The organism is Pseudomonas sp. EA_65y_Pfl2_P74 (assembly GCF_963970575.1).
Lineage (GTDB): Bacteria > Pseudomonadota > Gammaproteobacteria > Pseudomonadales > Pseudomonadaceae > Aquipseudomonas > Aquipseudomonas baetica_A.
In genome coordinates, this window is the sequence record NZ_CAXAOQ010000045.1 from 11139 (window position 1) to 29799 (window position 18661).

Annotated in this window: 19 protein-coding genes; 13 read left to right on the forward strand and 6 right to left on the reverse strand. The window is 58.2% G+C overall.

Translation table 11 applies throughout. From position 1 onward, the window contains the following. Positions 1-217 precede the first annotated feature (217 nt). Both AACY18_RS26515 and sfsA read left to right on the forward strand, forming a co-directional pair. Complete coding sequence (locus AACY18_RS26515; RefSeq protein WP_339466636.1) at positions 218-1390, forward strand: pyridoxal phosphate-dependent aminotransferase; 1173 nt, start codon at positions 218-220, stop codon at positions 1388-1390. Next, entirely contained in the window at positions 1390-2103 is a 714-nt protein-coding gene (gene sfsA / locus AACY18_RS26520) for a DNA/RNA nuclease SfsA (protein WP_339466639.1), read from the forward strand. Before AACY18_RS26515 ends, sfsA begins: the two co-directional genes overlap by 1 nt. On the opposite strand, the gene AACY18_RS26525 is transcribed toward sfsA, so the two are convergent. Continuing rightward, on the reverse strand, positions 2100-2417 hold the full coding sequence (locus AACY18_RS26525) for a Rieske (2Fe-2S) protein (protein WP_339432804.1): 318 nt from the start codon (positions 2415-2417) through the stop codon (positions 2100-2102). The genes sfsA and AACY18_RS26525 overlap by 4 nt on opposite strands. A gap of 282 nt (positions 2418-2699) precedes the next feature. Between AACY18_RS26525 and AACY18_RS26530 the strand changes: the two genes are divergently transcribed. Both AACY18_RS26530 and AACY18_RS26535 read left to right on the forward strand, forming a co-directional pair. Beyond that, entirely contained in the window at positions 2700-3683 is a 984-nt protein-coding gene (locus AACY18_RS26530; RefSeq protein ID WP_339466648.1) for a FecCD family ABC transporter permease, read from the forward strand. Beyond that, positions 3683-4450, forward strand: coding sequence for a heme ABC transporter ATP-binding protein (locus AACY18_RS26535; RefSeq protein ID WP_339466641.1), 768 nt, complete (start codon positions 3683-3685; stop codon positions 4448-4450). Before AACY18_RS26530 ends, AACY18_RS26535 begins: the two co-directional genes overlap by 1 nt. Before the next feature lie 332 nt (positions 4451-4782). On the opposite strand, the gene AACY18_RS26540 is transcribed toward AACY18_RS26535, so the two are convergent. The 4 genes from AACY18_RS26540 to AACY18_RS26555 all read right to left on the reverse strand — a co-directional run bounded on the left by AACY18_RS26540 (position 4783) and on the right by AACY18_RS26555 (position 8145). Beyond that, positions 4783-5577: a Crp/Fnr family transcriptional regulator gene (locus AACY18_RS26540; RefSeq protein ID WP_339466642.1), complete on the reverse strand. Its 795-nt coding sequence runs from the start codon at positions 5575-5577 to the stop codon at positions 4783-4785. A 16-nt stretch (positions 5578-5593) separates the two neighbouring features. Then, a complete protein-coding gene (locus AACY18_RS26545; protein ID WP_003228231.1) occupies positions 5594-5866 on the reverse strand; it encodes a TfoX/Sxy family protein in 273 nt (90 codons plus the stop codon). A 286-nt stretch (positions 5867-6152) separates the two neighbouring features. Next, positions 6153-6497 (reverse strand): pentapeptide repeat-containing protein, encoded by a 345-nt coding sequence (locus AACY18_RS26550; protein ID WP_221733586.1) that lies wholly within the window; start codon positions 6495-6497, stop codon positions 6153-6155. A 91-nt stretch (positions 6498-6588) separates the two neighbouring features. Next, the gene (locus AACY18_RS26555) at positions 6589-8145 is read right to left on the reverse strand and encodes a bifunctional aminoglycoside phosphotransferase/ATP-binding protein (RefSeq protein WP_339466644.1); all 1557 of its coding nucleotides are present in this window, start codon (positions 8143-8145) and stop codon (positions 6589-6591) included. A gap of 118 nt (positions 8146-8263) precedes the next feature. Between AACY18_RS26555 and mrcB the strand changes: the two genes are divergently transcribed. Genes mrcB through AACY18_RS26570 form a run of 3 tightly spaced genes read left to right on the forward strand, consistent with a single transcriptional unit; the run spans position 8264 to position 11689 of the window. Then, positions 8264-10588 carry a penicillin-binding protein 1B gene (gene mrcB / locus AACY18_RS26560; protein WP_339466645.1) on the forward strand — a complete coding sequence of 775 codons (2325 nt, stop codon included), beginning with the start codon at positions 8264-8266 and terminating at the stop codon, positions 10586-10588. Positions 10589-10604: 16 nt separating this feature from the next. After that, positions 10605-11354 (forward strand): hypothetical protein, encoded by a 750-nt coding sequence (locus AACY18_RS26565; RefSeq protein WP_339466646.1) that lies wholly within the window; start codon positions 10605-10607, stop codon positions 11352-11354. Then, on the forward strand, positions 11354-11689 hold the full coding sequence (locus AACY18_RS26570; protein WP_221733590.1) for a YqcC family protein: 336 nt from the start codon (positions 11354-11356) through the stop codon (positions 11687-11689). The genes AACY18_RS26565 and AACY18_RS26570 overlap by 1 nt, the downstream gene beginning before the upstream one ends. Before the next feature lie 18 nt (positions 11690-11707). Here AACY18_RS26570 and AACY18_RS26575 read toward each other — a convergent pair whose 3' ends face one another. Further along, positions 11708-12124, reverse strand: a complete 417-nt coding sequence (locus AACY18_RS26575; RefSeq protein WP_339466647.1) for a DUF4124 domain-containing protein — start codon at positions 12122-12124, stop codon at positions 11708-11710. Positions 12125-12523: 399 nt separating this feature from the next. On the opposite strand from AACY18_RS26575, the gene AACY18_RS26580 reads away from it, so the two are divergent. The 6 genes from AACY18_RS26580 (at position 12524) to msrQ (ending at position 18510) form a co-directional block, all read left to right on the forward strand. Continuing rightward, positions 12524-14248, forward strand: a complete 1725-nt coding sequence (locus AACY18_RS26580; protein ID WP_339432811.1) for an acetolactate synthase 3 large subunit — start codon at positions 12524-12526, stop codon at positions 14246-14248. A 2-nt stretch (positions 14249-14250) separates the two neighbouring features. Beyond that, positions 14251-14742, forward strand: a complete 492-nt coding sequence (gene ilvN / locus AACY18_RS26585; RefSeq protein WP_003205610.1) for an acetolactate synthase small subunit — start codon at positions 14251-14253, stop codon at positions 14740-14742. A 48-nt stretch (positions 14743-14790) separates the two neighbouring features. After that, on the forward strand, positions 14791-15807 hold the full coding sequence (gene ilvC, locus AACY18_RS26590) for a ketol-acid reductoisomerase (protein WP_339432812.1): 1017 nt from the start codon (positions 14791-14793) through the stop codon (positions 15805-15807). A gap of 145 nt (positions 15808-15952) precedes the next feature. Further along, entirely contained in the window at positions 15953-16810 is an 858-nt protein-coding gene (gene pssA / locus AACY18_RS26595) for a CDP-diacylglycerol--serine O-phosphatidyltransferase (RefSeq protein WP_339432813.1), read from the forward strand. Between the two features lie 63 nt (positions 16811-16873). Further along, on the forward strand, positions 16874-17887 hold the full coding sequence (msrP, locus tag AACY18_RS26600; RefSeq protein WP_339432814.1) for a protein-methionine-sulfoxide reductase catalytic subunit MsrP: 1014 nt from the start codon (positions 16874-16876) through the stop codon (positions 17885-17887). Further along, the gene (msrQ, locus tag AACY18_RS26605; protein ID WP_339432815.1) at positions 17887-18510 is read left to right on the forward strand and encodes a protein-methionine-sulfoxide reductase heme-binding subunit MsrQ; all 624 of its coding nucleotides are present in this window, start codon (positions 17887-17889) and stop codon (positions 18508-18510) included. Before msrP ends, msrQ begins: the two co-directional genes overlap by 1 nt. The last annotated feature ends 151 nt before the right edge of the window (positions 18511-18661 follow it).

The following is an 18661-nucleotide window of genomic DNA, read 5'->3' on the forward strand; positions in this document are numbered from 1 at the left end:
CCCGGATGTCGAGGCCCCGGCGGGTGGCGCTTGCAAATGTTTGGCAAGCCGTGTCTGGCGGTGTGGAAGACCTGTTCAATCACTGATTTTAGTCAATCCTGGAGCGTACGCTTGTGTCATTACAATCCAGAGTTCTTGAGGCTGTGACCTCTGCGGGTTCTCGCTCGTTCCGGCAGATGGGTAGAATCGTTTCTTTTCCCTCGTCGAAGGAAGGCCAATGGCTCAGCCCTACAGTGCGCGCAGTCGTGCGATCGAACCGTTCCATGTGATGGCGCTGCTGGCGCGGGCCAATGAATTGCAGGCCGAGGGGCACGATGTCATTCACCTGGAGATTGGCGAACCGGACTTCACGACCGCAGAGCCAATCATCCGTGCCGGCCAAGCCGCGCTGACGGCGGGCAAAACCCGTTACACCGCTGCCCGTGGCATTCCTGAGCTGCGCGAAGCAATTTCCGGTTTCTACCAATCGCGTTATGGCTTGAGCATCGATCCGCGACGCATTCTGATCACCCCGGGCGGCTCCGGCGCACTGTTGCTGGCCAGCGCCTTGCTGGTCGACCCCGGCAAGCACTGGCTCCTGGCGGACCCCGGATACCCGTGTAATCGCCACTTCCTGCGGTTGGTCGAAGGCGCTGCGCAGCTAGTGCCCGTCGGGCCGGACGTGCGTTATCAACTGACTCCGGATCTGGTCGAGCGCTATTGGGACCACGACAGTGTTGGCGCGCTGGTTGCTTCGCCAGCCAACCCGACGGGGACCATTCTGACGCGCGATGAATTGGCCGGCTTATCCGCCGCCATCAAGGCCCGGCACGGCCATCTGGTGGTAGACGAGATCTATCACGGCCTGACGTATGGCACCGATGCGGCGAGCGTGCTGGAAGTCGATGACAGTGCATTCGTTCTCAACAGTTTCTCGAAATATTTCGGCATGACCGGTTGGCGCCTCGGTTGGCTGGTGGCGCCGGATGCGGCGGTCAGCGAGTTGGAGAAGCTCGCACAGAACCTCTACATCAGCGCACCGAGCATGGCGCAATACGCGGCGCTGGCCTGTTTCGAACCTGACACGATCGCGATTCTGGAGCAGCGCCGCGCCGAATTCGGCCGTCGCCGCGATTTCCTCCTGCCGGCGTTGCGCGAACTGGGTTTCAACATTGCCGTGGAACCCGAAGGTGCATTCTATCTTTATGCAAATATCAGCCAGTTCGGCGGCGATGCCTTCGCGTTCTGCCAACATTTCCTCGAAACCGAGCACGTTGCGTTTACCCCGGGTCTGGATTTCGGACGCTATCAGGCCAGCCACCATGTGCGTTTTGCCTACACGCAAAACCTCCCTCGCTTACAGGAAGCGGTGGAGCGGATCGCGCGTGGCTTGAAGAGCTGGCAAGGCTGATGCGTTTTCATCCTCCTCTGGAAGAGGCGCGGCTAATCCGTCGTTACAAGCGTTTTCTCACCGATATCGAAACCGTTGGCGGCGAGTTGCTGACGATTCACTGCCCAAACACCGGCTCGATGCTCAATTGTCAGGTCCAGGGCGGGCAAGTCTGGTTCAGTCGCTCCAACGACCCGAAACGCAAATTGCCCGGCACTTGGGAAATTGGCGAAACCCCGCAGGGCCGTTTGTTTTGTGTCAATACCGCGCGCGCCAACGGGCTGGTCGAAGAAGCCTTGCAGGCTGGCGTCATCACCGAGTTGAACGGGTTTACCGCGTTGAAGCGCGAAGTGGCTTACGGACAGGAAAAAAGCCGCATCGACTTTCGCCTCGAATACCCGAGCGGCCCGGCGTATGTGGAAGTGAAAAGCGTCACCCTGGGCTTTGATGGCACGAATGTGGCGGCGTTTCCCGATGCCGTGACCCAGCGTGGCGCCAAGCATTTGCGTGAACTGGCGCATCTGGCGCGGGACGGGATTCGTGCGGTGCAGTTGTACTGCGTGAGTCTCACCGGGATTGAGGCGGTGCGTCCGGCTGTGGAAATCGACCCGGCCTATGCCGAGGCGCTGCGTGAAGCGGTTGCCAGTGGCGTTGAAGTACTGGCGTACGGTGTGCGGTTGAACCATGAGGAAATGGTCATTGATCGTCGGTTGGAGGTACTGCTCAGCGGTTAAAGGGTGATCCACACACCTTGTACGTCTTCCCGGCAGGGGATGCGGGTCAACGATTGCCCGGCGCAGGGCCCTGCGACGCATTCACCGTCCTCGATCAGAAACAGTGCGCCGTGGGTGGCGCACTGGATCAGGCTGTTGCTCGGGTCGAGAAACTGATCCGCCTGCCATTCCAGGCCAACGCCTCGATGCGGGCAACGATTGAGGTAGACATAGACCTGGCCGTTGCGGCGCACGGCAAACAGTTTTTTTCCGTCGACATCAAAACCGCGACTGCCGGCCTCGGCCAGATCGGCACCCGCGCAGAGAAACTTCATGGCTATCCTCTAATGTTGGCTCGTGTTCGGATATGTTCGAGCTTGACGTTTAAATGCAAGCAATTATCAAATGGCGGCCTTCGCCCACCGGCGTTTGCCTGATGCCGAGGATACTTGGCCTGCCACCCAGACGCCCGGGAAACCTTGTTAAAGGAAGCTGTGTATGCGCCTGAGTCTGCGCGTTGTGAAAACCCTGTCTGACGCTTTCTACCCGGCCAAGAGCAACCCATGACCACACGGGTCAAACCCCGAGGCTTGTTCATTGGCCTGACGCTCCTGTGTGTGCTGGCGATCTGGCTGTCATTGGCGCTCGGCCCGGTCAGTCTGCCGCTGTTCGATACGTTACGCGCGGCTTTGCGCCTGATCGGTGTGCCGCTGGCACCGGAGGGGCTGGAGCAGGCCGAACTGATTCTCGGGCAGATTCGCCTGCCGCGAACGTTACTCGGGCTAGCGGTCGGCGGTGTACTGGCATTGTCTGGCGTGACGATGCAGGGGTTGTTTCGTAATCCGCTGGCGGACCCAGGGCTGGTCGGTGTTTCCAGTGGCGCGGCGTTAGGGGCGGCGATAGCGATTGTCGGCGGCTCTTTTTTTGGCGGTTTGCCTGAATCGTTCGGGCCTTATCTGTTATCGGTGTGTGCGTTTCTCGGCGGGCTCGGGGTGACGGCGCTGGTCTGCCGACTCGGCCGGCGCAATGGGCAAACCAACGTTGCAACCCTGTTGCTGGCGGGGATCGCGCTGACGGCGCTGGCCGGTTCGGCGGTCGGACTATTCACCTATCTCGCGGACGACGCAACCCTGCGCACGCTGACGTTCTGGAACCTGGGCAGCCTCAACGGCGCCAGTTATGCGCGGTTGTGGCCGTTGTTAATCATCAGCGCCGGCGTTGCGCTGTGGCTGCCGCGTCGGGCGAAAGCGTTGAATGCCTTGCTGCTCGGTGAATCCGAGGCGGGGCATTTGGGCATTGATGTCGAGCGACTCAAGCGCGAACTGGTGTTCTGCACGGCACTGGGTGTCGGCGCGGCAGTGGCAGCGGCGGGGATGATCGGTTTTGTCGGGTTGGTGGTGCCGCATCTGGTGCGGTTGTTGGCAGGTCCCGATCATCGAGTGTTGCTGCCAGCCTCTGTGCTGGCCGGGGCGAGTCTGTTGTTGCTGGCGGATCTGCTGGCGCGTCTGGCGCTGGCGCCGGCGGAGTTGCCAATCGGTATTGTCACGGCGTTTATCGGTGCGCCGTTCTTTCTTTATCTGTTGTTGCGAGGGCGTGCCTGATGTTGCGTGCGCACAACGTGCATATCCTTCGCGGTCGCAAGACTGTCCTTGGCGGGGTCAGCGTGGAACTCAAACCGGGCGAAGTGCTCGGCGTGCTGGGCCCCAATGGCGCCGGTAAAAGTACCTTGCTCGGCGCTCTATGCGGCGAGTTGACGGCCAGTGAGGGCGAAGTTTCCCTCGACTGCGAAGCCTTGAGCCATTGGAGCGGTACGCAACGCGCTCAGCGCTTGGCGGTGTTGCCGCAGGTGTCGACGCTGGATTTTGCCTTTCGCGTTGAAGAAGTGGTCGGCATGGGCCGTTTGCCTTATCAAAGTGGTCGGGTACGTGATGACGAGATTGTTGCTGCGGCGCTGGCAGCGGCTGACGCTGCGCATCTGAGCGGTCGCAGTTATCTGGCGCTGTCGGGCGGGGAGCGCCAGCGTGTGCATCTGGCGCGGGTGCTGGCGCAACTCTGGCCGGGGCAGGCTGGGCAAACGTTGCTGCTGGACGAGCCGACGTCAATGCTTGACCCATTGCATCAGCACACAACCTTGCAGGCTGTGCGCGAGTTTGCCGATCGCGGCGCTGCCGTGCTGGTGATCCTGCATGATCTGAATCTGGCGGCACGTTATTGTGATCGCGTGTTGCTGCTCGAAGGTGGGCGTCCGGTTGCACTGGATACGCCGCAGCAAGTGTTGCGTCCGGATATGCTCAAAGCCGTGTTCGGTCTTGAAGTATTGGTGCAGCCGCACCCGGAGCGTGGGCATCCGCTGATCATCGCCCGCTGATGTTTTCATCGAGGTGATTGCATGCGTGGGATGTGGCCGTTGGCAGTGTTGTTGCTCGCGGGGTCTCAGCAGGTCGCCGCGCCGCGAGTTCGGCAAATGATTTTTCCACAGACAAAAAAAGACCCGGTAAAAACCGGGTCAAATAACCGTGATTAGCCTGATGAGGAGATAATCTGAGAGTCCGAACCAAGGGCTTTTCAGAATATCGACCGATCTCGCGATCAGTTGTGATAATCATAGCGATTCTCATTACCGAGTCAACCACTGTTTTTCCATTCCCCTGATTTCATCTCGTCAATGGGCGCCCGGCCCAGAGAAAAGTGGGCTTGGCGTTAATTTCGGTTCGAGCTCAATTGGCTGATCTGCTTGTTCAGTTGATCGATGCGCCGCGCCATGCTTTCGATCAGGCTGTGGGCGATCTTCGGATTGGTGCGGGTCAGGCTCAAAAACTGATCACCGGGAATCAACATCACCGTACTCGGTTCGCAGGCGATGACCGTGGCATTGCGTGGCTCGCCGGTGAACACCGCCATGGCACCGAAAATCTCGTCCTTGGGCACCTCGCCGACCTTGTGCCCATCGACGTAGGCTTCGGCGTGCCCGTCGATGATCACAAATACGTGATCGGCGGCATCGCCTTGCTGAATCAGGGTTTCTCCAGCGTCGACCCGTTTAAAACCATTGGTGCTGCGAAACTCCCGAGGTTTCAATTCAGCCACCGCGTGAGCCAGGATTGCCATTTGCCCCAGCAAATACTCGAGAAACTGATCCGCCCGGCCCGGTTCGGCATACAAATGCTGGAACACATCGCTGCGCCGATAGGGCAGCAAACGCACTGGTCCATCGTTGCGCAAACGGCAATCAGCCCAATCGTCACCGCGCTGCAGGCCGATCAAGTCACCTTCCTGCCAGTAAAACAGCGCCCGGGTGCCTATGCAGCCGTTGATCACGCCATCGGTCAGCAGAAACATCTGATCGCCGGGTAATTGCGCCATCAGGTCATCCGTCGCGCCCAACTCCAGGGTTTCTGCGCACGGCGCCAGACCTTCCAGCCATTGCGCCGGCAAGTTCTGCAAACGATTGATCAGTGCGTCGGCAAGCGCCGATTGTTCCCCTAGCAGGTACATAACGGTCAGCGCCTGTTCAATTCTTGTGACGCGAGGAAATGGCTTCGAGTTGCTTGTTCAGGGCGTCCTTGCGCTCGGCTGGGATGTCATTCCAATGCACATCCATGAGCGCACCCTCAATCGCATACAACAACACCTTCGATGCGCGAAACCCGCGGGTACGCACGGCCCGGTAGGCGTCCACCGCGCCCAGGCGCCGCAAGTCCGAGGCGCTGTGGATGCCCACGGCATGCAGCCATTGCGCTGACGTCTTGCCAAGATTCTTCAGGTGTTGCAGTTCATCATTCATCAAGCCTCCTTGCGACGGCCGAATGGTGCGTGGGCGAGCTTCTCAGGAGTGTAGCCATCAGTAGGAAAAGCGTGGTTGTTTGGTTGCAATCAACGCAAACGCTTCTAAGAAACGACAACCGGGCGGGGTGAAAGGCCTGCGAACGCAGAAAGATGGGTGCAAACAAATATCAAATGTGGGGGCGAGCCTGCTCGCGAAAGCGGTCTGACTTTCACGATCAGGGTAACTGACACTCCGTCTTCGCGAGCAGGCTCGCCCCCACAGGGTGGGCGTCGTGTCAGAGCTATCAGCGGGTGCGATAACGCAGGCGCGTCCCGAAATTCATCGACATCAGAATCTCGTCAGCGCTGAGCTCCGGCGGGAAGTACGCACCGGAAATCTGTGCGTGGGCCAGGCTTGCACCTTCCAGCGAGGCATGACGGAAATCGATGCCACGCAGATCGGCGGAGCGGAAATACGCGTCCCGGAAATCCACGCCATCGGCGTTCAGTTCGCGCAGGTCGAGACCGCGGAAGTCACCGCCGACCATGTCGATCGGCCCGTCTTTCGGGCGCTCTTTGTTAAAACCCGTGATGTCATCTTTGTGCAGCAAGGCATACAGCGGAGTGTCGAGAAGTTTGGGTTGGCTCATGTCACATCACCTGTTGGTTTTATGACGCCAGTATAGTGCCACTATTTGACGGCCGTGAAGCGAGCGAGGGCTTCACGGCCGAAATAGTTTCTTACAGGCCTGGCAGGCGTTGGCGGATCTGCGCCACCACGGTGTCCAGCGTGCCGGATTCATTGGTCTGCACACGTTTGCTGCGCAGGATTTCTTCCGGCGTCAGCGCTTCGCGACTGGCTTGTTGAGCTTCGATCACGGCCAGCGTGGCGTCGGATGGATCCTGCTTGTCTGCTTGACGAATGGCCAGCCAGCTCTCGATCACCGCTTGCGGCGCATTGCAGTCGAGGATCAGGAACGGCGTACCAGTGGCTTCGGCGATTTGCGCCGCGTTGTCACGTTGCTCGCGCTTGAGGTAAGTGGCATCGATCACCACTGGATAACCGGCGTGCAGGATCACTTCAGCGATTTCATGCAGGCGTGCGTAGGTCGCGGTGCTGGCATCGGCACTATAAATGCCGGCCTGCACATCATTGGCGACGGTTTGCTCACCGAACAGACGCTTGCGCTCAACATCGGAGCGCAGACGAATTGCCCCCAGTGCTTCGACCAGACGCATGGCCACGTGGCTTTTGCCAACGGCGGAAACACCGTGGGTGATCGCCATGAACCGCGAAGGAATGGTGCTGTAGCTTTCCGCCAGGTTGGCGTAGTTGCGGTACTGACGCAGGGTGGTGGCGCGCTGCACCGGGGTCGCGTCTGCCGGCATGCTGAACAGTGCCACTTTTGCGCGAACCAGCGCGCGGTAGGCTTTGTAGAAGTTCAGCACTTCCATGCCTTGATAGTCGCCGGTCAGTTCCAGGTACTGGCTGATGAAGCGGCGAGCCAACGATTTCAGACCACGGTCTTCGAGGTCCATCGCCAGGAAGCCGGTGTCAGCCCAGACGTCGGTGAAACGGAACGGTTCGTTGAACTCGATGCAGTCGAAGATCACCACGTTGCCGTCGATGACGGTGGCATTGCCCAAGTGGATATCGCCGTGGCACTCGCGAGTGAAGCCTTCGGCCTTGCGCTGGGCGAACAGTGGCTTGAGGCGGGCGAAGCTGCTTTCGGCCCAGGCTTTAAGTGCCTCAAGTTGCAGCAGATCGTTTTTGTCGCTGAGGAACGGCAGAATCTGTTCGAAGTTTTGCGATACCGGCGCCATCACGCTGTCCGGGGTGCCCGCGTCATGCTCGGCCGGGACTTTCGGGGCGCTGAGGTGGAATTTGGCGATCTGCTCGGCCATTTCATCGATGTGCCGGGTGGTCAGCTCGCCGTTGGCTTGCAGGGTGCTGAGCAAACCGGTTTGCGGAAACTGGCGCATTTTCAGCACGTATTCGATAGCCGGGCCATCGCCGCCCAGTTGTGGCGCTTCGACGCTGCCGGTGACGGGCAGCACTTCCAGGTACAAATCGTCGGTCAGACGCTGGTTCAGGCGTAGCTCTTCGCCGCAGAAATGCTCACGCGCCTGGAGGTTGGTGAAGTCGAGGAAGCCGAAATTCACCGGTTTCTTCACTTTATAAGCAAAGGGGCCGGTGAGGATCACCCACGAGATATGGGTTTCGATGACCTGGAACCCTTCGACGGGGTGCGGGTAGAGGGCCGGGTTTTGCAGGGCAGCGATCAGTGACTGGCTCACGGGCGATCCTTCAGAGGCTGGGGGAAATTCGAGGTCGCCATTATGGCCGCTCGCCAGCCCGACGCAAACCTCGGAGCGCTTCTGTCGAGTCTGAATAAAGTGCGTATAATCCGCCGCCATGACTCGAACTCGATCTCCCCGTACCAAGAAAAAACCACCTTCCAAGGGCCTGCGCCCATGGCTGGGCTGGGCCATTAAACTCAGTCTGGTCGGCCTTGTGGTGCTGGCCGGATTCGCCGTTTACCTCGATGCCGTGGTGCAGGAGAAGTTCTCCGGCAAGCGCTGGACCATCCCGGCCAAGGTGTACGCGCGTCCGCTTGAGCTGTTCGTCGGACAAAAGCTCAGCAAAGACGATTTCCTCACCGAACTCGATGCCCTGGGCTATCGCCGCGAAGCCGTGAGCAATGGGCCGGGCTCCGCAGCGGTCAACGGCAATACCGTCGATCTGAATACCCGTGGCTTCCAGTTTTATGAAGGTATGGAGAAACCGCAGCCGGTGCATGTGCGCTTCTCCGGTGACTACGTTGCTGAGCTTTCGGCAATCAACGGTTCGAAATTGTCCGTGGTTCGCCTGGAACCGCTGCTGATCGGCGGGATTTACCCGAAAAACCTTGAAGACCGCATTCTGATCAAGATCGATCAGGTGCCGCCGTATCTGCTGGACACCCTCGTTGCTGTAGAAGATCGCGATTTCTACAGTCACTGGGGTGTATCGCCGAAGTCGATTGCCCGCGCCATCTGGGTCAATACCTCCGGCGGCAAGATGACTCAGGGCGGCAGTACGCTGACCCAGCAGTTGGTCAAGAACTTCTACCTGACCAATGAACGCAGCCTGACCCGCAAGCTCACCGAAGCAATGATGGCGATGTTGCTGGAGTTGCATTACGACAAGAAAGACATCCTTGAGGCGTACCTCAACGAAGTCTTCGTCGGTCAGGATGGCCAGCGCGCGGTGCATGGTTTCGGTCTGGCGAGCCAGTTTTTCTTCGGTCAACCCTTGTCCGAGCTGAAACTGCATCAAATAGCGTTGCTGGTCGGCATGGTCAAAGGCCCGTCCTATTACAACCCGCGTCGCAACCCCGAGCGTGCGCTTGAGCGTCGCAACCTGGTGCTCGACGTGCTTGAGCAACAAGGCGTGGCAACGGCAGAGCAGGTCGAAGCTGCGAAGAAAATGCCATTGGGTGTGACCACTCGCGGCAAATTGGCGGACAGCTCGTTTCCAGGCTTTATGGATCTGGTCAAACGCCAGTTGCGCGAAGACTATCGCGACGAAGACTTGACCGAAGAAGGCCTGCGGATCTTCACCAGTTTCGACCCGATTCTGCAGATGAAGGCCGAGTCCTCGGTCAATGACACCTTTAAACGTCTGTCAGGGCGCAAAGGCTCCGATGATGTGGAAGCGGCCATGGTCGTGACCAACCCGGAAACCGGTGAAGTACAGGCGATGATCGGTAGCCGGCAGGCAAGTTTTGCCGGATTCAACCGGGCACTCGATGCCGTGCGTCCGGTGGGTTCGTTGATCAAGCCAGCGGTTTATCTGACCGCGCTGGAGAAACCAAGTCAGTACACACTGACCAGTTGGTTGTCTGACGAACCGCTAGCGGTCAAAGGTGCCGACGGTCAGGTGTGGAAACCGCAGAACTATGATCGCCGCTCCCATGGCACCGTGTTCCTTTATCAGGGCCTGGCGCATTCCTACAATCTGTCGACCTCGCGTCTCGGTCTGGAAGTGGGTGTGCCCAATGTACTCAAGACCTTGGCGCGCCTGGGTGTTACGCGTGAGTTTCCGGCATACCCGTCGATGTTGCTGGGCGCCGGCGGCATGACCCCGATCGAAGTGGCGACCATGTACCAGACGCTGGCCAACGGCGGTTTCAACACGCCAATGCGCGGGATCCGCAGCGTACTGACCGCCGAAGGCGAGCCGCTCAAGCGTTATCCGTTCCAGATTCAGCAGCGTTTTGATCCGGCGTCCATCTATCTGATCCAGAACGCCATGCAGCGCGTGATGCGTGAAGGTACCGGCAGATCGGTTTACAACGTGCTGCCGAAAACCCTGACCCTGGCCGGCAAGACCGGCACCAGTAACGATTCTCGCGACAGTTGGTTCGCAGGTTTCAGTCAGGACGTGCTGGCGGTGGTGTGGCTGGGGCGTGATGACAACGGCAAGACGCCGTTCACCGGCGCCACCGGTGCGTTGCAGGTCTGGACCAGTTTCATGCGCAAGGCTGATCCCCTGCCGCTGGACATGCCGCAACCGGACAACATCGTACAGGCGTGGGTTGACTCTCATACCGGGCAAGGCTCCGATGCCAACTGCCCGGGTGCGGTGCAGATGCCGTATATTCGCGGCAGCGAACCGCCACCCGGCGCCTCGTGTGCGGGCGAAACGCCTGCTACAGGCGAGTCGGTGATGGATTGGGTCAAGGGCTGGATGAATTAAGCAAAGAGGGTTTCAAGTGAACAAGTGGTTGATTCCAGCGGTGACCGCCGTAGCTTTGCTCAGCGGCTGCTCTACCGTACAGCGTGGTTCGATCCCGGTGGTTGATTCCGGTACGGCCGTGTCCAACAGCGAACGAATTTCGGCCAATGGCGGCTTCCGTCAAACCACGGTCAAGCGTCCTGTTCAGGGCCAGACTCAGGCCATTCCACAAGGTGACTCTGGCGTAGTTGTGATGGTGCCAGGTGGCGGCGCGACCACCTCGACGCCGATCAGCACTTCGCCGATCGTGCCGGGTCCGGCGTCCGGTGGCATCACGCCGGGGCCGTACAACCCTTCGTCAGTGGAAGCGGCGCCGATCAACTCCGGCAGCTACAGCATGCCATCGACGCCAAGTGGCATTCCTTCGGCCAACAGTGGCGGTGGCTTGTCAGCGGATGAGCAACTGGACGGTCCGGTTCTCGCCTTGCTGACCACCGCTCAACAGCAACAGGCCGGTGGCGACCTCAACGGCGCGTCTTCCAGCCTGGAGCGCGCGCAACGTGTAGCCCCGCGTGAGCCGCAAGTGCTTTATCGCCTGGCGCAGGTGCGCATGGCTCAAGGCGATGCGCCGCAGGCCGAACAGTTCGCCCGTCGTGCCTTGACCCTGGCCAACGGTCGTCCGGATTTACAGGCCAGTCTGTGGGAACTGATCGCGCAGGCCCGTGAGAAGCAGGGGGACTCCGCTGGTGCCGCTCTGGCCCGTCAAAAGGCCAAGGTTTCGCTGTGATGGACAGTCGTTTTCCGAAAATCGCCGATCAGCTTTTGTTGATCGAGCGTGAACTGCGTACGCAGGGCATGTGGGATGAAGTCTCGCCGTCCGCCGAAGCCTTGAGCAGTGTCGAGCCGTTTTCGGTCGACACGCTCGATTTCGAGCAGTGGTTGCAATGGATATTCCTGCCACGCATGAAGATGATCCTCGAACAGGATCTGCCGTTACCTAATGCCTCGGGTATTCAGGAAATGGCTGAAATGGTCTTCGCCCAGCGCAATCTGCAGGGCAAGGATCGGCAGCTTCAGGTATTGCTCAAAGAGTTCGACCTGCTCATTACTGCTTCGCGCTGAACCGGAAGCTGCCAGTCATTACTGGCAGTTTTCCGCTATCTGCTTCTGCGTTTCGCCGATGCGCTCTTGACGCTGCGCATCATCAAGCCGTCGCAATTTTCCCTCTACTTCCTCCCGCAAGCGCGGATTGTTCTGCAATTGCGCAAGGTTGGTGCGTGCCTGTTCACAAAATGCTTTGAGCTGCGCTTGCTGGTCGGCGACCTGTTTCTGGACCTTGGCGTCGATGGCTTTCTGATCGCCGAGTGCGCCGCTACCGGGCATTGCCGCAGGTTTCGGCGCGGGCGAGGAGGGTGTCTGCACAGAGGTGGACGGCTGGCCTTGGGGAGGTTGTGCATCGAAATGCGTGACACCTTGGGCGTCGACCCATTTGTAGATCTGAGCGGCCGAGCACCAGGGGCTGAGGCCGATCAGCAGTGTGAGGAGGAGCGTTCGCATGCTGATTCCTTGGCAAAATTGCGCAATTGACGCTAACAGAGTAGCGGTTTTCAGGTTTTTTCTTGCGTTCTCATGTGCTTACCCACAATTAAGCACACAGACGACTTGACTTGGAGAGGGCGAAACAGAAGAATCCAAAGTCCGCTGTAGAGGGACTGCCAGAAGCAGACCCTCTCGGTAGATCATGAGGCGCACATCCGCGCCGACCTGTTACACCCGCAACGCGTTACCTCGCGCTGGGTGGGAAAGGCCCGCAACACTTGGGACGATCCCAATACTTGCTCAGTCAGTGCTGACGTAGTCGGCGACCACCGTCGCTCATGCTCTGCCGAGAAGTAAACCTATTAAGACCCGCCCCTATTTTGTGGACGGTATTCTGGCGTTTTAGAGGTGAACAACGTGGAGCTTTTATCTGGCGGTGAGATGCTCGTCCGCTTCTTGCGTGACGAAGGCGTCAAATATATTTACGGGTACCCGGGTGGTGCTCTCCTGCATGTTTACGATGCCCTGTTCAAAGAACCGGAAGTGACCCACATCCTGGTTCGTCACGAACAAGCGGCTACCCATATGGCTGACGGCTATGCCCGTGCCACCGGTAAAGCCGGCGTGGTATTGGTGACTTCCGGTCCAGGCGCCACAAACGCCATCACCGGTATCGCCACGGCCTATATGGATTCGATTCCAATGGTGATCATTTCCGGTCAGGTGCCAAGCACCATGGTCGGCACCGACGCGTTCCAGGAAACCGACATGATCGGTATCTCCCGGCCGATCGTGAAGCACAGCTTCATGATCAAGCACGCCTCGGAAATCCCGGAAGTCATGAAGAAAGCCTTCTACCTGGCACAATCCGGTCGTCCGGGCCCGGTCGTGGTCGATATCCCGAAAGACATGACCAACCCGGCCGAGAAGTTCGAATACGTCTTCCCCAAGAAAGCCAAGCTGCGCTCCTACAGTCCGGCCGTTCGCGGTCACTCCGGGCAAATCCGCAAGGCAGCAGAAATGCTCCTGGCGGCCAAGCGTCCAGTGCTGTACTCCGGCGGCGGCGTGATTCTGGGCAACGGTTCCGCACCGCTGACCGAACTGGCAAAAATGCTCAACCTGCCAGTGACCAACACACTGATGGGCCTGGGCGGGTTCCCTGGCACCGATCGTCAGTTCATCGGCATGCTCGGCATGCACGGCAGCTACACCGCTAACCTGGCGATGCACCATGCTGACGTGATCCTGGCTGTCGGCGCGCGGTTCGACGATCGCGTGATCAACGGCGCGGCGAAGTTCTGCCCGAATGCCAAGATCATTCACATCGATATCGACCCGGCTTCGATTTCCAAGACCATCAAGGCCGACGTGCCGATTGTGGGGCCGGTAGAGAGCGTCCTGACCGAAATGGTCGCGATTCTCAAGGACATCGGCGAGACCCCGAACAAGGAGTCCGTGGCCAGTTGGTGGAAGCAGGTTGATGAATGGCGCGGTGATCGCGGCCTGTTCCCTTACGACAAGGGCGACGGCAGCAAGATCAAGCCACAGACCGTGATCCAAACCCTGTGCGAAGTGACCAAGGGCGATGCCTTTATCACCTCCGACGTGGGTCAGCACCAGATGTTCGCTGCGCAGTACTACACGTTCAACAAGCCGAACCGCTGGATCAACTCCGGTGGCCTGGGCACCATGGGCTTCGGTTTTCCGGCGGCCATGGGTATCAAGTTGAGCTTCCCGGATGAGGACGTTGCCTGCGTGACGGGCGAAGGCAGCATCCAGATGAACATCCAGGAACTGTCGACCTGTCTGCAATATGGCTTGCCGGTGAAGATCGTCATTCTGAACAACGGTGTTCTGGGGATGGTTCGTCAGTGGCAGGACATGAGCTACGGCAGCCGTCACTCGCACTCCTACATGGAATCGCTGCCTGACTTCGTCAAATTGGCTGAAGCTTATGGTCACGTTGGCGTGCGCATTACCGATTCGAAAGATTTGAAGTCGAAGATGGAAGAAGCGTTCGCCATGAAAGATCGCCTGGTGATCATCGATATTTCGGTCGACACCAGTGAGCACGTCTACCCGATGCAGATCAAAGACGGCTCCATGCGCGATATGTGGCTGAGCAAGACGGAGCGTACCTAATCATGCGGCACATTATTTCCTTGCTTCTGGAAAACGAACCCGGTGCTTTGTCTCGCGTAGTCGGCCTGTTCTCGCAGCGCAACTACAACATCGAAAGCCTGACCGTGGCCCCAACCGAAGACCCGACACTGTCGCGTCTGACGCTGACCACGGTTGGCCACGATGAAATCATCGAGCAGATCACCAAAAACCTGAACAAGCTGATCGAAGTGGTCAAGCTGGTGGACCTGTCGGAAAGTGCTCACATCGAGCGCGAACTGATGCTGGTCAAGGTCAAGGCCACTGGCGCTCAGCGCGCCGAGATCAAACGCACTACCGATATCTACCGTGGACAGATCGTCGATGTCAGCGCGAGCGTGTATACCGTTCAATTGACCGGTACCAGCGACAAGCTCGACAGCTTCATTCAGTCCATCGGCACCGCATCGATTCTGGAAACCGTCCGTAGCGGCGTGACCGGCATCGCTCGCGGCGACAAAGTACTCAGCATTTAAACCAAATTAGCGAATGGCCTGAACGGCCTGGATATATAGGGGAAATTCATGAAAGTTTTCTACGATAAAGACTGTGACCTGTCGATCATCCAGGGCAAGAAAGTTGCCATCATCGGTTACGGTTCCCAGGGCCACGCCCAAGCGTGCAACCTGAAAGACTCCGGTGTCGACGTTACCGTTGGTCTGCGTAAAGGTTCGGCTACCGTTGCCAAAGCCGAAGCCCACGGCCTGAAAGTGACCGACGTTGCTTCCGCTGTGGCTTCTGCCGATCTGGTCATGATCCTGACCCCGGACGAGTTCCAGTCCTCCCTGTACAAAAACGAAATCGAACCGAACATCAAGAACGGCGCCACTCTGGCCTTCTCTCACGGTTTCGCGATCCACTACAACCAGGTTGTTCCGCGTGCCGACCTCGACGTGATCATGATCGCGCCGAAAGCACCAGGCCACACCGTACGTTCCGAATTCGTGAAAGGCGGCGGTATCCCTGACCTGATCGCGATCTACCAGGACGCTTCGGGCAACGCCAAAAACGTAGCGCTGTCCTACGCGGCTGGTGTGGGTGGCGGTCGTACCGGCATCATCGAAACCACCTTCAAGGACGAGACTGAAACCGACCTGTTCGGCGAACAAGCCGTTCTGTGCGGCGGTACCGTTGAGCTGGTGAAAGCCGGTTTCGAAACGCTGGTTGAAGCTGGCTATGCGCCGGAAATGGCTTACTTCGAGTGCCTGCACGAACTGAAACTGATCGTTGACCTCATGTACGAAGGCGGTATCGCCAACATGAACTACTCGATCTCCAACAACGCTGAGTACGGTGAGTACGTGACGGGTCCTGAAGTGATCAACGCCGAATCCCGTCAGGCCATGCGCAACGCCCTGAAACGTATTCAGGACGGCGAATACGCCAAAATGTTCATCAGCGAAGGTGCAACCGGCTACCCTTCGATGACCGCCAAGCGTCGTAACAACGCCGCTCACGGTATCGAAATCATCGGCGAGCAACTGCGCTCCATGATGCCGTGGATCGGTGCCAACAAGATCGTCGACAAAGCCAAAAACTAAGTCCTCGTCTCTTGTACGAAAAACGCGGCCTCGGCCGCGTTTTTTCGTTTGAGGCGGTGGTTCTGGTATAAAGCTGCATCGTTTGTGGCCGAACCGTCGTCACAGACACAGTCGATTTTTTCCAAACCGTTGCAAGGTAATGTCCATGAGCGAACGTCCCGAAGAGCCGAACAAGGCTTCTGACGCCGAAAGCATGCTGCCCATCGATGAGCACATCGAAGAAGGGCACGACGCAGAAGGTCGTAAAGTCCGGCATCGTGGTATCTATCTGCTGCCGAACCTGTTCACCACTGCAAACCTGTTCGCAGGTTTTTATTCCATCATCAATTCGATGAGCGCCCAGGCTGCGTTGAGCGCCGGCGACTCAGTGAACGCGAGCAAGTATTTCGCCTTTGCAGCGATCGCCATTTTCGTCGCCATGGTGCTCGACGGCCTGGACGGTCGCGTCGCGCGCATGACCAATACGCAAAGTGCGTTCGGTGCCGAGTACGACTCGCTGTCGGACATGGTCGCGTTCGGGGTTGCGCCGGCCTTGCTGGCGTTCGGTTGGGCGCTGGGCGACATGGGCAAAGTCGGCTGGATGGTCGCCTTCATCTATGTGGCGGGTGCGGCCTTGCGTTTGGCGCGCTTCAACACCCAGGTCGGTACTGCGGATAAACGCTATTTCATCGGTCTGGCCAGCCCGGCAGCCGCTGGCGTGGTGGCGGGCATTGTCTGGGCGTTCAGTGATTACGGCATTCAGGGCTCGAAAATGTCGTTTCTGGTCGCGTTGATGGTGGCGGCTGCTGGCATGCTGATGGTCAGCAATATCAAGTACAACAGCTTCAAGGAGCTGGACTTGAAAGGGCGCGTGCCTTTCGTGGCGATTCTCGCGGTGGTGCTGGTGTTTGCCGTGGTCTTCAGCGATCCACCGCGCATTCTGCTGCTGGTTTTCCTCGCTTATGCGGCGTCCGGCCCTGTGCAATACCTGTTGCATCTCCGTCGGCACAAAAAGGCCGAGTGATGTAATTTTCCGCATACTCCGCAGTCTATGGGTGCATCTGTCCTCCAAAGCTGCGGAGTTGCCATGCTGATCAAAGTCCCTCAAACGTCTGACTGCCATGAGTCGGATGTCACGCCTGAATCCATTTACCTCTCTCGCCGCCAATTGCTTGGTGCCACTGCTGCTGTTATCGCCGTCAGTAGCCTGCCGCGCTGGGCGAGTGCCGACGATGCCGCTCGCTATGCTGATGTCGAGGCGGGTAAAGCGCCTGCCTGGTTTGCCGAAAAGCTTCCTTCTACTAAATGGGGAGCGGTCAACGTCAAGGGTGAGGCGATTACGCCTTATAAAGACGCGACCCACTACAACAACTTCTATGAGTTTGGTACCGACAAGGGGGATCCGGCTGCAAATGCCGGCTCGCTGAAAACCGAGCCGTGGAGTGTGGTCGTTGACGGGGAGGTAGGTAAGCCCGGACGTTACGCGCTCGAAGACTTCATGAAGCCGTATCAGTTGGAGGAGCGCATTTATCGTCTGCGCTGTGTTGAGGCCTGGTCGATGGTCATTCCATGGATCGGTTTCCCTGTTTCGGCGTTGCTCAAACAGGTCGAGCCGACCTCCAATGCCAAGTACATCCGCTTTGAGACTCTACAGGATCCCAAGAGCATGCCCGGACAGCGCTCTGGTTTTGCCCTGATCGACTGGCCTTATGTAGAAGGCTTGCGTCTGGATGAGGCGATGAATCCTTTGGCTATTCTGGCGGTTGGTATGTATGGCCGTGAGTTGCCCAATCAAAACGGTGCTCCACTGCGCTTGGTAGTGCCATGGAAGTATGGGTTCAAGAGTGTTAAATCCATCGTGCGTATTAGTCTGGTCAGTGAGCAGCCGAAGACGACCTGGCAAAGTATTGCCGCCGATGAGTACGGATTTTATGCGAACGTGAACCCGACGGTTGATCACCCGCGTTGGACGCAAGCTCGGGAGCGGCGCTTGCCCAATAGCCTGTTCAAGCCGAACGTGCGCGATACGCAGATGTTCAACGGCTACGCGGATGAAGTCGCTTCTTTATATACAGGGCTCGATTTGCGGAAGAACTACTGATGCGATTCCCGTTTTGGCGTATAGGCGTTTTCATGGCGGCGGCGGTTTTGCCCTTGCTTTGGTTCTATCAGGCTTTTGCGGATTTGCTTGGTCCCGATCCCGGCAAGGTGCTGGTTGATCGGTTAGGGCTTGGTACGTTGGTGTTGTTGCTGATCACCTTGAGCATGACGCCTTTGCAGAAGCTGACCGGGTGGGCGGGGTGGATCGCAGTTCGTCGGCAGTTGGGGCTTTGGTGTTTTGCCTATGTGGTTCTACATCTATGCAGTTACATGGCATTTATTCTGGGTTTCGATTGGTCCCAGCTAGGGGTAGAACTGCGTAAACGTCCGTACATTATTGTCGGGACACTGGGGTTCCTCGGATTGTTGGCTTTGGCGGTGACTTCCAATCGCTACAGTCAACGCCTTTTGGGTGTTCGATGGAAGAAGTTACATCGACTGGTATACGTGATACTTGGGCTTGGATTGCTGCATATGCTGTGGATCGTACGGGCTGATCTCAAGGAGTGGGCTGTCTATGCTTTTATAGGTGCTCTGCTTCTGTTGCTGCGCGTTCCTCCTGTTGCTCGTCGAGTCCCGCGTTTATTGGCTAGAAAGCAGATTCTGAAAGAAAAGCGAAATTAACGGTTGACGGCAGATTCTGGAAGCCTATAATTCGCCCCACTTCCGGCGCAGTCGAAACGGAAAACTCCTTGAAATTCAATGAGTTATGAAGTTTTCGGCAGCAAGTTGCTTCAGTTCATCGAAGCCAGAAAGAAGTTGAAAAAGAGGTGTT